The organism is Reichenbachiella agariperforans (genome assembly GCF_900142205.1).
Taxonomy (GTDB): Bacteria; Bacteroidota; Bacteroidia; order Cytophagales; family Cyclobacteriaceae; genus Reichenbachiella; species Reichenbachiella agariperforans.
This window is the reverse complement of record NZ_FRAA01000001.1, coordinates 484,053-498,255: the sequence shown is the minus strand read 5'-3', so window position 1 is coordinate 498,255 and position 14,203 is coordinate 484,053. Positions and strand designations below refer to the sequence as shown.

Below are 14,203 nucleotides of genomic sequence, written 5' to 3'. Positions count from 1 at the left end.
TTACCAATTCGCAACAGAGCTGTTAAATATATCCAATATGATTTGATCAAAGATTTCTTCCACGAATTCTTCCTCGTTGGCTGACAAATCTTGGGCGTTTTGATCAAAGTCTATGAAGAACGAAAAGGTCTTGTCAAAATCATAGGTGTCATCCTTGGTGTTGACGTAGACTGCATCTACATATATCGTGATCCTAGTGAGGCTGGTTAGATCGATATTACTGTCGTCTTGAGCTGCTGTGACTGCTACGGGGGTGAGTGTATAATTGGAGATGGCTCCTTCTAACTGTAGGTCACCATCGTTATCTACAAGTACCAGGTTGGTGTTTTGTAGAAAGTAATCCCGGACACTTTCTGTGAAAGTAATACTCATGTTGGACGGACCTAGCGGGGCATTGTTGTAGAACGTTGGGATAGAAATAGTCTTGACATCTGCCGAGATAGATGCACCTGTGAAGGAGTAGACTCCACAAGAAGTACTCAGTGTGCAGCCTAGCAAAAGGATCATTAGGTTAATCTTCCAATTCATACTGTTTGATTTTTCTGTAGAGGGTTCGTTCGGATATGCCCAGATCGAGTGCTGCGTATTTTCTTTTGTTTTTATTTTTTCTCAAAGCCTTGATGATGAGTTCTTTCTCTTTTTTCTCGATAGAGAGCGAATCGTCATCTTCCGTTTCGTGCGCAATATCTTCAATTTTATCCAACTCGTATGTCGAAACATTATTAGAAGAAGGAGATATTAATAGAGGTTCGTCGTTTCGCGAGCTTTCTGGTTTGCTTTGGTATTTGTTGTCTACTATTTCTAGATTTTGAAATAGAGTTTTGTGCTCTTTGAGGATTTCGGTGTTAGAATTTTCGTCGTTGAGCATGTCATGGATCAACTTCTTTAATTCTGTCACATCTTTTTTCATCTCGAAAAGAATCTTATATAAGATGTCTCTTTCAGAAAAACCTCCGTCTTGCCCACTAGACTCTTTCTTTTCTATAGGAGCAGGGAGGTAGGAATTGTCAGTAGGGAGGTAGGTAGCTAGCTTGGGAGCATCTAGTGTTCTGTCCATCTCCAGTACTGAGATTTGTTCCACAATATTTTTAAGTTGTCGGATGTTGCCAGGGAATCTAAACTTGTTGACGAGCTGTTTGGCATTGTCTGTCAGTTTGATTGGCTCGACGTGATACTGCTCGCCAAAATCGAATGCAAATTTCCTAAACAGTAACTCTATGTCTGCACCGCGTTCTCTTAGAGGTGGTACATATATAGGTACGGTATTCAATCTGTAGTAGAGGTCTTCTCTGAACTTACGGTTTTGAACAGCACCTAGCAAGTTTACATTGGTGGCAGCAATGACTCGTACGTTGGTTTTGAGAACTTTGGATGAGCCTACTTTTAGGAATTCGCCATTTTCTAGTACTCTAAGTAGCCTGGCTTGAGTACTGACTGGCATTTCACCAATTTCGTCTAAGAATATAGTCCCTCCGTCGGTCACTTCGAAGTAGCCCTTTCTGGCTTCATGCGCGCCAGTAAAAGACCCTTTCTCATGGCCAAATAGCTCAGAGTCTATCGTCCCTTCTGGGATTGCTCCGCAGTTGATGGCGATGAATTGACCATGTTTTCGCTTGCTCAGCGAATGGATGATCTTGGAGAAAGACTCTTTTCCACTACCACTTTCTCCGGTGATCAATACACTCATGTCTGTAGCTGCAACTTGCGCTGCTACATTGATGGCTTGGTTGAGCAGGTGAGAATTACCTATGATGCCAAAACGCTGCTTAATAGATTGAATGTCAGATTCTTTCAAGGCTGATTGTTAGTTTTCGATTAAAGTTCCAAAAAGAGTTCCTGTCGTACTGTCGTTGATTTTGACTGTGACGTATTCACCTTTTTTATGATTCCCTTTATCGAAAATCACTACTTTATTAGTTGTTGTACGTCCGAAGAGTTGTTCTTCAGATTTTTTGGAAGTCCCCTCGATGAGTACTTCGAATTCTTTGCCTACATCTCGACGGTTGGTTTCTCTAGAGCACTCGTTTTGTAGTTCGATGATCTCGTTTAGACGCCTTTTCTTGATGTCCAATGGGATGTCATCTTCGTATTTTTTCTCAGCGAGAGTGCCAGGTCTTTCAGAGTAGAAGAACATATAAGACAGGTCATACTTGACATACCTCATGAGCGAGAGCGTATCCTGATGCTCTTCTTCTGTTTCGCTGCAGAATCCTGTGATCATGTCACTAGATAGTCCACAGTCTTCACCTAGGATTTCTTTGATTTTGTCCACTCTGTTGATATACCACGCTCTATCATAGGTGCGGTTCATCATATCGAGAATTCTAGAGTTACCGCTTTGTACGGGGAGATGGATGTATTTGCAGATGTTGTCGTGTGCTTTCATCGTATGCAATACTTCGTCCGTGATATCCTTTGGGTGAGAAGTTGAGAATCTGACACGGAGTTTTGGGTCTACTTTAGCAACCATTTCGAGTAGGTTGGCGAAGTTGATCACTTCTTGTATATCAGACTTTTCGAGTTTGGCTTTATTGTTTTGTTCTGCCGACCATTTGTATGAATCGACATTTTGCCCGAGTAGGGTGACTTCTTTAAAGCCTTTGTCGAATAGATCCTGAGCTTCTTTGACTATAGAGAACGGGTCACGACTTCTTTCTCGTCCTCTAGTAAAGGGCACTACACAAAATGAGCACATGTTGTCACAGCCACGCATGATGGAGATGAATGCCGTCACCCCGTTGGAGTTTAGTCGGACAGGGCTGATGTCTGCATAGGTTTCTTCTCGGGAGAGAAAAGTGTTGACTGCTTTTTGACCAGACTCTACTTCGCCTAACAGGTTGGGTAAGTCGCGGTAGGCATCAGGGCCTACAACTAAGTCTACTATTTTTTCTTCCTCTAGAAATTTAGATTTCAAACGCTCGGCCATGCACCCCAATACACCGATGACCATCTCTGGACGCCTCTTTTTGGCTGCATTGATGTGGTTAAGTCTGTTACGTACCGTTTGCTCAGCTTTTTCTCTGATCGAACAGGTGTTGAGGAATGTCACGTCGGCATCTTCTAGGGAAGACGTAGTGGTGTACCCTTGTTCTTTCATGATAGAAGATACGATCTCACTGTCTGAGAAATTCATCTGACAGCCATAACTCTCTATATACAGCTTTTTCTTGCCCGTATTGCCTTCCTCTATAGATACACGAACTTCTTCTTGTTCTTGCTCTGTTCCATTTAGAATGTCTAAATCACTTATGAGTCCTTTCATTCTCTCGATTTACTTTTAAGCTGTGCTTGTACTAATTATTTCCAAACGCAAAGATAGAAAAACAGGACATATTGTCAGTTCAATGTGGTAGAATCTTGAGACCTTTGTATTCATTATTTATCAATAACTTGGATGGTAGGGAAATAGGGCTTTATAAAGTCCGTTTCTAGAATAGAATGTTTTCGGATGAGCTATAGTAAGATCAATTTTTCGTGGGGGATTAAATGTGCGGTAGGTATTATCTGTTTGCTTTTCATTCAGCAGGGGATAGCTTTTGCACAGGAGACTGTTGTCTACATTAAGCTTGACGAAAGTCAGACCGGAAATAGCGCTGCTCGTTCTACAAATAATATTTTGGTAGTTAGTGATCTATCGAGTAATAAAAGTGTGAAAACGGTTCGTTCTCTACAGTCTACGTCATCACTAGCCCAAGCAAGAACCCACCATGAAGAAAGTAGATACCTAAAAGGAATCTATAAGCTTACAGTGAATCAAGGAGAAGAAGACGGACTGATTCGAGCATTGAAAGCCTATGACAATGTAGTTGCTGTAGAACCTGAACCTGAGTTTGAGATTCTTCTCGTTCCTAACGATGAAAGGATTGGAGATCAAAATTCGCTAGGTTTGATTCAAGCGTATGCGGCGTGGGATATTACCAAAGGGAGTAGTGATATCCTCATAGGTGTGAGTGATACAGGGTTTGATTTGGATCACGAAGACTTAGTCGGGAATCTGTATCACAATGAGGGAGACCCAATCAATGGCGAGGATGATGATGGCAATGGTTACATAGATGACTATACTGGGTGGGACATGGGAGACTATGACAATGATCCGAGTTATGCTGCTCGTGAGAGCAACTCTCACGGGAGTAATGTAGCTGGGGTAATATCCGCAGTACCTAACAATGAAATAGGAATAGCAGGCATAGCGTACAATAGCAAATTCTTGCCACTCAAGCTTGCTCGTTCGTCAGATGGAGCTTTTAGTGGTTCGTATGAGACGATTGTTTATGCTGCCGACATGGGGTGTGATGTGATCAACCTGTCGTGGGGCAATCCTACCTTTCGATCCGAAATCGCACAGTCTATCATTAACTATGCGGTACTGGAGCAGGATATGGTGGTGGTCGCTGCAGCAGGCAATACAGAGGCAGAGTTGAATTTTTTTCCAGCAAGCTATGACCATGTTTTGTCTGTAGCGATGAGCAACAGTAGTGATGAGAAATTTGAACAAGCAACGTGGAGTTACTATGTAGATCTGATGTCACCAGGCCAATCTATTCTGTCGACCAATATCAATGATGAGTACTTCTACAATTCAGGATCATCATTTTCTTCACCCGCTGTAGCTGCTACTGCTGCTTTGGTCAAATCAGTTTTTCCATCCATGTCAGCAATTCAAATCATGGAGCAAATCCGAATGACCACTGATGATGTGTACGCCGTTGGGAGCAACATGGACTACTATGGGAAGCTGGGCAAGGGGCGACTCAATGTGCTAAGAGCTGTTTCTGAAAAGGGAGTGGCTGCTATGCGATCTTTTGATATGCGCTATACTGCGAAGCACGGAGATACAATATATGCAGGAGATACAGTAGATGTTATGCTCAGCTATGTCAACCACCTACGTGCGTTGACATCAGCCAAGGTTTCTGTGCAAAGTGCTGCGTCTTATGCGCAGATTCTGAATGATGAGATCGTTTTAGGAAGCCTCTACGAAGGTGATAGTCTATTGGATGTATCCATAAAAGTTGTTCTGTCTAAGAATGCTCCAGCTGATAGTCTATTGAGTTTTCGGATGAACTATAGCGATGCAGAGGGTTATGAGGATTACGAATATTTTCATCTGGAGACGGCACCAGCTTATGTAGAATTACAGAATTCTAACATCCAGCAAACGATCGCTTCGAATGCTAACTTATGCTATGCTACTGATGTGTACAGGGATGGAGATGGTTTGTTTTATGATCAATTGCAGGTTGCAGCTTTTATGGGAATAGCGATAGGAACGCATCCAGATTCGGTATCAGACAATATTATTCATGACTTTAGCACGCTTACTAGAGATTTAGATTTCAAGTCCCTGATAGATATTAAGCCTTATGACAGGTCAGATATGGATGCCTATGCGAGAGGTTCGTTTACAGACAGTCTATCTACTAGACCTTTGGGGATACTGGTGGAGCAAGAGGTGCTACTGTGGGATGATGAGGTAAACAGGGATTTTGTGATTCACGAATATCGATTAACCAATACTACAGATCAATTGAAGGATTCGGTGTGTTTTGGGTTTTACGCTGATTTTAATATCGAAGATGCCCAAGCTAATTTTTCCTACTGGGATGACGAAAACGGAATGGGATACACAAACTCTAACGAGGATGGAGAGGTCATGGTGGGGATGGGGTTACTCTCCACTCAGTCACCTGTGTTTCATGCGATCGACTTGAATAACGCTGCTTTTGATTCCATTGACATTCCGGACTTATTCACAGATTCCTTGAAGTATGATTTTATGACCACTATCAAAGATACTGCAGGTGGAGAACAGGGAAACAATGTGGCGCAGATGTTAACGGCACATATAGATACTTTGGGTGCACATATGTCTGAAAAAGTCGCTTATGCCATTGTGTTTGGGAGTTCGCATGATGAACTGGTGGCAAACCTAGAGAAGGCCAAAGTTAAGTATAACTTATTTCTCCAGCAGCCAGCATTGAACTGGTCTCAACTGACGTGTGAAAATCAGGAGATAGCTCTAGACAATGACGAAGAATTTAGAATATACGCTGATGTAGCAGGGACACAACTGATCAAAGAGGGGGCTGACCTTAGTTTGGATGGATTCGCAAAAGATTCGGTACTATACTATCAGGAGATAGTAAAGGGGTACAGTTCGGATATGTACAAGATGTATTTTGAGATTTTCAATCCCAAAGTAGAATTTAGAGCGGATCCAGAGATCTACTATTTGGGTGATAACGAATCCAATCGGGTGCAATTTATAGATCAGAGTCTAACGGCCGTAAGTTGGTCTTGGGCTTTTTCTAATGGTTATTTTTCTTCTGCAAAAAACCCTTATACAACGTTTGATGAGATTGGTAGCTACGCCGTGTCTCTGAATGTAGAGACTGAATTAGGATGTTCAGCATCGGAGATAGTGTCGTATGAGGTGAAAGAGAGAGGAGAAGCCCCTGTAGTCTCTGATGGCTTAGTCTGCTCAGGAGAAAGTGCAGAAATATCAGCGAGTAACTCGGTACCAATTCGCGTCTATGCTACGCAGAGTAGTAGTGTGATGTTGTTCGAAGGAGAAGTATGGAATACACCGATCCTTTATACAGATCAAACCTATTACGTGACGTCTGTCGCTACTGAGAATGAAAGTGTCAGAGTGCCAGTTAGTATCACAGTAGACCCAGTAAGAGCTAAATTCACCTATCAACCCGATACGACTGACTTGTCTTCTAGCGAAATGTTACTGGCTATAGATGCTAGTATTCATGCAGAAAATGTCCTTTGGCGAGTGGACAATCAAGAGGTTGGGACAGCGAGCAGTATCGTAGAGAATGTGTCAGACCTAACTCAAATGCAAATTAGTCTAGAAGCGACGAGCGAAAACGGATGTGTTAATCTGACAGAAGAGACAGTGATATTTGCTACCAGTACTCAGCCCGGGATCAATGAGCAGACTTTAAAAAGAGTATGTCGTCATGATCTGGTTTACTCGTCACCCATCTATGGAGAGTATTTTGCATTTTATGCAGATGAAGAACTAACAATGCTAATAGCCAAAGGGAAAGATGCGATGTTAGGACCTGTTTTGACTGACACTTCATTCTATGTTACCAATATTACAGACTATCATGAGAGCAATGCGGTGGAACTTGAGGTTAGACTCAAAGCATTTGACCCAGAGTTGGACATGACTCCAGCATTTTTATATATAGAAGAAGGGCAACATGCGCAGTTCACCGTTAGTCCTGATGCGACGATAGCTAGTTATCAGTGGTACATAGATGGAGACTGGGTGGATCAGGTAGATACATTGAATTATACATTTTTTGATATTGGGGATTATGCCATGTCAGTAATAGTGGGAAGTAATGAGGGATGTGTGGACACGTTAGAGGCTATCTATGAAGTAAAACATATACTGACCGTTAGCGACGATGCACGTAGCAGTATTGTAGTGTATCCTGTACCAGCCAAGTCTCAATTATATGTAGACAGCACTGAGGGGGAGGCTGTACTGCATTATTTATATAACTCATTAGGACAGTCAATGGATTATGAGTTGATGCAGCATGATGGACCGATGCTTATCAATGTAGCTCATTTGCCTAGTGGTATATATTTTCTAGTAGGTTCAGTGGATGACAAGACCTTCTATATTCAGTTTACAAAGCAATAACTAGAACTATTTATATAATATTTTATATTTCTTGTAGAATTTACTATGATTAAGTAAATTTCCATATAGCGGTTTTGATAAGTGTCTCTATTTGAGCTAATTTCAAGACTTAATTGAGTCATTTGTACTCAACCAATCAAAAGCATTTTTATAAAGAGATATTTGAACTGATGAGAGTGTCGTATGGTTGCGATCTATCAGTTTTGGCTATAAAACACAGTTCATGTTTACCTATGTAATTAAGATAAGGTTAGGTTAAAGTAGGTTAACTACTGCCTGGTTCTGAGAGATCGGAACCAGGTTTTTTTCTTTAAAACCAACTCAAACCATTATTCGTCGTTAATTTAGCTTTCGTTTTATAACAAACTGATATTGCTGAATTATTGCTTTATGAAATTGACACGTCTGATTGCCTTTTTGCTTGTCCTAAGCACTTCTCATTTCGTCTTTTCTCAAAAACCTAAACAACCCACTTCTGCAGAGATACTACATCGCTTGCAAAAGTTGAATGTGCTGGGATCTGCACTCTATGTGGCGGCACACCCTGATGATGAAAACACACGATTGATTACCTATCTAGCCAATGAAAAGCACTTTAATACAGCCTATCTGTCTGCTACACGTGGTGATGGAGGACAAAACTTAGTAGGTTCAGAAATTCGAGAGTCTTTAGGGGTGATTCGTACGCAAGAATTACTCGCAGCGAGGAGAACTGATGGAGGACAACAATATTTTAGTCGAGCCAATGATTTTGGCTATTCTAAGACTCCAGAAGAGACGTTTAACATCTGGGATAGAGATCAGGTATTGTCAGATTTTGTGCGTGTGTTTAGACAGCATAAACCAGATGTGGTGATTACGAGATTTCCAGAAGACGGTCGTGGTGGACATGGACATCACACTGCTTCGGCGATTTTAGCGAGAGAGGCTTTTTCATTGGCAGCTGATCCCAATGCCTACCCTGAGTCTGCTCAAAAATTTGGTACATGGCAGGCGAAGCGATTGGTGTTCAATACTCATCCGTATTTTTTTAGAGGAGCGGATGGTCAGTTTCACCCAGAAGGATTACTCTCAGCAGATTTGGGAGGGTACAACCCGATGCTGGGCAAATCTTACACAGAGATAGCGGCAGAGAGTCGCAGCATGCACAAGAGTCAGGGGTTTGGTACGACAGGTTCTCGTGGGGTATCTATGGAGTATTTTCTACATGTAGCAGGAGATTCTGCATCGTTAGACTTGTTAGAAGGTGTAGATCAGACTTGGACTAGAGTCACAGGTGGAGACAAAGTGGGATATCACATTGATAATGCGCTCATGCATTATGATGCAGCTAACCCGACGCTGATTATTTCTGATTTGGTGGCGGCATACAATGCGCTTTCAGACGTAGATGATAAGTATTGGGTCGAGGTGAAAGGACAGGAGATAAAGGATTTGATCAAGGCATGTGCAGGTTTATACTTAGAAGCTAAAGCAGATGTGGAAACATATAATCCAGGAGACTCATTGAAGGTCAGCATAGAGGCAATCAATCGCTCAGATGCCGATATAGAGCTCAATTCGATCGATATCGTCGGGATTCAGTCCTTCGAAGTGAGACAGCAAATGCATCACAACCGTCCGATCAATATGGACAAGAACTACCAGCTCAAAAGTGGTATAGACTATTCTCAACCCTATTGGTTGAAAGAAAAAGGGACTCTCGGGATGTATAAAGTGTCTGACGAAAATTTGATTGGAAAACCTGAGAATGATCCGGCACTTCAGGTTGTTTTTACGATCAAGATAGGAGAGACTTATTTAGACTATAAATTTCCAGTCGTATATAAGAAAAGCGATCCTGTGGATGGAGAAGTATATGAGCCTGTGGTGATTACGACTCCTATATTTACCAATATGATGGATCCTGTGGCTGTGTTTGCTAATGGAGCGGAAAAGGAAATTCAAGTCAAGGTCATCGCAGGTACAGGAGATGTAAAAGGTAAGCTCAGGTTAGAGTTGCCAGCAGGCTGGAAAGCTAAGCCTAAGTCTCAGAAATTTGCACTGGAGGTGAAGGATCAAGAGTCAATTTTTAGTTTTGTGATCACACCTCCTGCCAATGCTTCAGAAGGAGTGATACAGGCAGTTGCTAGTGTATCAGGTCAGGATTATAGTTATGCATTGGAACGGATCAACTATGATCATATTCCGAAGCAGACGCTCTTTCCAGATGCGGTGACCAAAGTGGTTAATCTGGACTTGAAAAAGAAGGGGAACCTGATAGGTTATATCGAGGGAGCTGGAGATGATATCCCGGCGAGTTTAGCTCAAATAGGTTACAAAGTAGATGTGTTAGATGCGAGTAAATTAACACTAAACCAACTGACTGCCTACGATGCGGTGATCGTCGGGATTCGAGCTTTTAACACTCAGGAAAGTCTCAAGTTTCAGAATAAAACATTGATGTCCTACGTCAACAACGGTGGGACACTTATCGTGCAGTACAATACTTCTCACCGTTTGGTGACAGAAGATATTGCACCCTATCCACTCAAACTGTCAAGAGACAGAGTATCGGTAGAAGAGGCAGAGGTACGATTTCTTAAACCACGGCATGAGTTGCTCAACAGTCCCAATGTAATCACTGAGAAGGATTTTGACAATTGGACGCAGGAGCGGGGGCTTTATTTTCCTAATGAGTGGGATGATCACTTCGAAGCGATTTTATCAGCCAATGACCCAGGAGAAACACCAAAAGACGGAGGGCTTTTGGTGACCCAATATGGCAAAGGGTATTATATCTATACAGGTTACTCTTGGTTTAGAGAGTTGCCAGCAGGTGTCCCAGGTGCTTATCGCATCTATACCAATATGATTTCTATCGGTAAATAAGAGTGAGGATGAACGAACAAGAAGAAAAGCCTCCATTTTTTCAGACATGGCGGCAGATGTATGGGTTTGTGATTGCAACTCTTTTTGTGATCATTCTATTGTTGTATTGGTTTAGTCAGGCGTTCGTATGAGTACATTAGATTTATTGGTGCTATTTGGTACGCTGGGGTTGATTGTTGGCTATGGAGTCTATAAGACGCTGGGCACGAACAATATGCAGGACTATCTGCTGGGAGGCAATAGTATGAAATGGGGGACGATAGGTTTGTCCGTGATGGCGACACAGGCCAGTGCAATTACATTCATCTCTACACCGGGTCAGGCCTATGAGAGTGGTATGGCTTTCGTTCAAAATTATTTTGGTTTACCGATCGCTTTGGTGATTGTCGCATTTGTTTTTATCCCCATCTATTATCGCCTGAAGGTCTACACAGCCTATGAGTATCTAGAGTCTCGCTTTGATAACAAAACCCGACTGTTGGGTGCATTTTTGTTTTTGGTGCAGCGAGGGCTAGCAGCAGGGATTACTATCTATGCTCCTGCGATTATTCTATCCACTATACTCCACTGGGATCTGACTTACACGATTCTGCTGGTAGGGATACTCGTTATCATCTATACAGTGAGTGGTGGAACCAAGGCGGTTAGTATTACGCAGAAACATCAGATGGCGGTGATTTTGACAGGTATGGTGGTGGCGTTTGGCTTTATCATGTATTATCTCAGTCCTTTTGTGTCATTTTCGGGGGCACTGGAGATTGCTGGGAGCTTGGACAAGCTGAATGCGGTGGATTTTTCTTTTGATTTTGAAAAGCGCTATACAGTTTGGTCAGGAATCCTAGGCGGGTTGTTCTTAGCCTTGTCGTATTTTGGGACGGATCAGTCTCAGGTCCAGCGTTATTTGGGAGGGAAAAATACTGCGGAGAGTAAGATGGGGTTGATGTTCAACGCTGTGATGAAAATCCCAATGCAGTTTTTCATTCTGCTCACGGGAGCGATGCTCTATGTGTTTTATATTTTCTATCCCTCGCCAGTCCACTTCAACGAGAATTCGATCACGGAACTGGAAGCAAAAGTTCCTGGCGTGACGGCAGAAGTACTTGCCAAACACGAGCAACTCTCCGAACAGCGAAAAGCAGCCGCCATAGCATTTAGTCAGTCAGGTGATTTGACGAATGCAAAAGAACAGCTACAGACCGCCACACAAGAACTGGAGGCCAACCGACAGGAAGTCCGAGATTTGATAGGTCGTCACGATGCTTCGATCAAAACCAAAGATTCGGATTACGTATTCTTGACTTTTATCTTGAATTATCTACCTGAAGGCTTGATAGGACTATTGATTGCTGTGATATTCTCAGCAGCCATGTCGTCTACCTCTGGCGAACTGAATGCCCTCGCATCCACTACCACAGTTGACTTCTATAAGAACGTCATCAATCCCAATGCCACGGATGGGCAGTATGTCATGGCCTCCAAACTGCTAACTGCACTTTGGGGATTTATGGCAATCGGTTTTGCTTTCATGGCACATCAGTCCGAAAACTTGATCGAAATGGTTAATATTCTAGGTTCTATTTTTTATGGGAATATTTTAGGGCTTTTTCTAGTAGCGTTCTTCGTTAAGTATGTACAGGGTACTGCGGTTTTTTGGGCAGCTATTGTTTCACAGACTTTGGTGATTACGCTATTTCTTACGACTGATATCGGTTATCTGTGGTTCAACTTGATAGGTTGTGCTGGAGTCATTTTGATTTCGATGCTGATCCAAACGGTAAGGGGAGAAGGCTAGAATCTAACTTTAGGCTAAAGTGAATCAGTCTGCTCGTATGAGCTGAACAACTCAATCGTGTAGTCGAGCAATTGAGCATTGCCTGCTTGTCCATGACCAGGAACTACATGTTGGATGTTGCCATATTTTTGTCTGACTTCACGAACAGTGCCTGACCATGTTTGGACATTCCCATCACCTACGTATCCCTCTGTCGCACCGGTCTCTTTGATGAGGCATCCACCAAAAAGCACACTTTCCGAAACGATAGTGCTCACGATGTTGTCTGCTGTGTGTCCTTCTCCGAAGAATTCACTTTGGATTTCCACATCCCCGACTGTAGTCGTGAGGCGATTTTCAAAACCATTTTGTGGTAAAGTCTTATTTGACTCCTTAGCGAGTGTGATAGTATGTTGGTTGGCATAGGAGGGGATGTTTGCTGCATGAACAATGTCCAAACCTCCCAGGCAGTCCGAATGAAAATGACTCACAATGACGGCCTCTACAGCTCGGTTGTTTTGCACTGTGATCCAGTGTAGTAATTCGATGGTTGCAGAATCCGTGGTGGGCGTGTCGAAGATAATAGCTTCATTTTCGTCCATATAGATGAGTCCGTTACAGGCCACATTGCCAAAATCCTGAGTTTGTAGATAGGACTCATGGATATAGGTGTTTGCTGTTAGCGGGTAGATTTTGAGATGTTCAGAGGTGTGATTTTCTATCTGCTTTGGTGAGCAGCTATAGATGGTCATGCAGAGACCTGTATATATGAAGATGTTGATGAGTTTCATGGAGTGTTGTTTTGGGAAGCTTATTTCTGTTGTTAATATATTTCGAACCTCGGACAAAGACGGGTAGAGTAGTAGGGAATATGAAAAGGTACTCTAAATCATGAACATTCAAGACTGATAAATAACACAAAGGGTCAATTTGATACGCGTCGTAAATTTCATATTCTCTGAATTCTAGTTTAGTTGTTGGCTTTTCTGCCCATTCTTTGCTGCATCATCTCGCGTCTTTCCATCTGTGATGAGCGTTGTTCTAGGCGCTGCAGTAGCATTTTCCTAAAGTCGTCCTCGGCTGCCCTTAGCTGTAGTAGCTGACGATTGGTGATGACTGTAAGGAGGCGCTCGCTATAGTTTCTCTCGATTTGGAGTTGACGCTCTTTGAGTTTTTGTCCTCGCTCAAGGGCTCTTTTACTTTCTTCCTCGCTGAGTTGTCCTCCCTGAGAATTAGCTCTGAATCTGCGGTACTCTTGTCTGAGTTCCATTTTTTTGTTGCTGTACTCATTGTAGAGAGGCCAGAATTTTTCTGCTTGCTCAGGAGATAAATCCAGTCGATCGGTGATCAGCGCAATTTTAGCACTTTCTATTTTGTCTATGGCGGTCTTGTTTTGGGCTAACGCTGTCTGTGTCATCCAGAGTAGTCCTGTGATCGTGAGTGTTTTAAAATACGTCTTCATATTGCTCCATTATCAAATTCATTTCTTCCTCGCTGAACGGATCCATGCTCATGAGTTCATTGTCTTCGGTGGTAGCTAGTAGGTTGGCATCTACCTCGACTAGTAAGGTCTCTATATCCAAATCCGATAACTCTAGGTAGTAGGCAATTTCTTGTGAGCTGATTTCATCCAGATAGTTGGCCATCATAGGCTGCTGTCGCCTAGGTGTCCAGTAGATCAGTGATATGATCAGTAGTAGTGAGATCGTAGCTGCAATACCTACCCAGTATGGTCTACTCAGTAATCTTCTGGTTTTTTTGTCTGACTCAAGTTGGTCGATGTGATTCTCTAGTGTTTTACTGAAGGAATCAAAGAAGCCTTCAGGAGCCTCTAGGGGTTTCTTTTTGTCTAGGTCGTTCAGTGATATTTTCTTTTTGTTGTTCAT

10 protein-coding genes are annotated in these 14,203 nt (G+C 42.5%); 4 read left to right on the top strand and 6 right to left on the bottom strand.

Features of this window, described 5'->3' with window-relative positions:
- From BUB99_RS01835 to miaB, 3 genes are read right to left on the bottom strand one after another with little or no spacing between them, the layout of a single operon-like run.
- Complete coding sequence (locus tag BUB99_RS01835) at nt 1–528, bottom strand: LptE family protein (protein ID WP_073118907.1); 528 nt, start codon at nt 526–528, stop codon at nt 1–3.
- Nucleotides 512–1,795 carry a sigma 54-interacting transcriptional regulator gene (locus tag BUB99_RS01830; protein WP_073118906.1) on the bottom strand — a complete coding sequence of 428 codons (1,284 nt, stop codon included), beginning with the start codon at nt 1,793–1,795 and terminating at the stop codon, nt 512–514. Before BUB99_RS01830 ends, BUB99_RS01835 begins: the two co-directional genes overlap by 17 nt.
- Before the next feature lie 9 nt (nt 1,796–1,804).
- The gene (miaB, locus tag BUB99_RS01825; protein WP_073118904.1) at nt 1,805–3,262 is read right to left on the bottom strand and encodes a tRNA (N6-isopentenyl adenosine(37)-C2)-methylthiotransferase MiaB; all 1,458 of its coding nucleotides are present in this window, start codon (nt 3,260–3,262) and stop codon (nt 1,805–1,807) included.
- Nucleotides 3,263–3,448: 186 nt separating this feature from the next.
- On the opposite strand from miaB, the gene BUB99_RS01820 reads away from it, so the two are divergent.
- From BUB99_RS01820 to BUB99_RS01810, 4 genes are all read left to right on the top strand, one after another.
- Nucleotides 3,449–7,675, top strand: coding sequence for a S8 family serine peptidase (locus BUB99_RS01820; protein WP_073118902.1), 4,227 nt, complete (start codon nt 3,449–3,451; stop codon nt 7,673–7,675).
- A gap of 390 nt (nt 7,676–8,065) precedes the next feature.
- Nucleotides 8,066–10,546 (top strand): PIG-L family deacetylase, encoded by a 2,481-nt coding sequence (locus tag BUB99_RS01815; RefSeq protein ID WP_073118900.1) that lies wholly within the window; start codon nt 8,066–8,068, stop codon nt 10,544–10,546.
- An 8-nt stretch (nt 10,547–10,554) separates the two neighbouring features.
- On the top strand, nt 10,555–10,677 hold the full coding sequence (locus BUB99_RS20660) for a hypothetical protein (RefSeq protein WP_262501856.1): 123 nt from the start codon (nt 10,555–10,557) through the stop codon (nt 10,675–10,677).
- Nucleotides 10,674–12,338 (top strand): sodium:solute symporter, encoded by a 1,665-nt coding sequence (locus tag BUB99_RS01810; RefSeq protein WP_073118898.1) that lies wholly within the window; start codon nt 10,674–10,676, stop codon nt 12,336–12,338. The genes BUB99_RS20660 and BUB99_RS01810 overlap by 4 nt, the downstream gene beginning before the upstream one ends.
- A 14-nt stretch (nt 12,339–12,352) precedes the next feature.
- Here the strand turns inward: BUB99_RS01810 and bla are convergent, their stop codons facing one another.
- From bla to BUB99_RS01795, 3 genes are all read right to left on the bottom strand, one after another.
- Nucleotides 12,353–13,108 (bottom strand): subclass B1 metallo-beta-lactamase, encoded by a 756-nt coding sequence (gene bla, locus BUB99_RS01805; RefSeq protein ID WP_073118896.1) that lies wholly within the window; start codon nt 13,106–13,108, stop codon nt 12,353–12,355.
- A gap of 179 nt (nt 13,109–13,287) precedes the next feature.
- Entirely contained in the window at nt 13,288–13,779 is a 492-nt protein-coding gene (locus tag BUB99_RS01800; protein ID WP_073118895.1) for a hypothetical protein, read from the bottom strand.
- Nucleotides 13,763–14,203 carry a hypothetical protein gene (locus BUB99_RS01795; protein ID WP_073118893.1) on the bottom strand — a complete coding sequence of 147 codons (441 nt, stop codon included), beginning with the start codon at nt 14,201–14,203 and terminating at the stop codon, nt 13,763–13,765. The genes BUB99_RS01800 and BUB99_RS01795 overlap by 17 nt, the downstream gene beginning before the upstream one ends.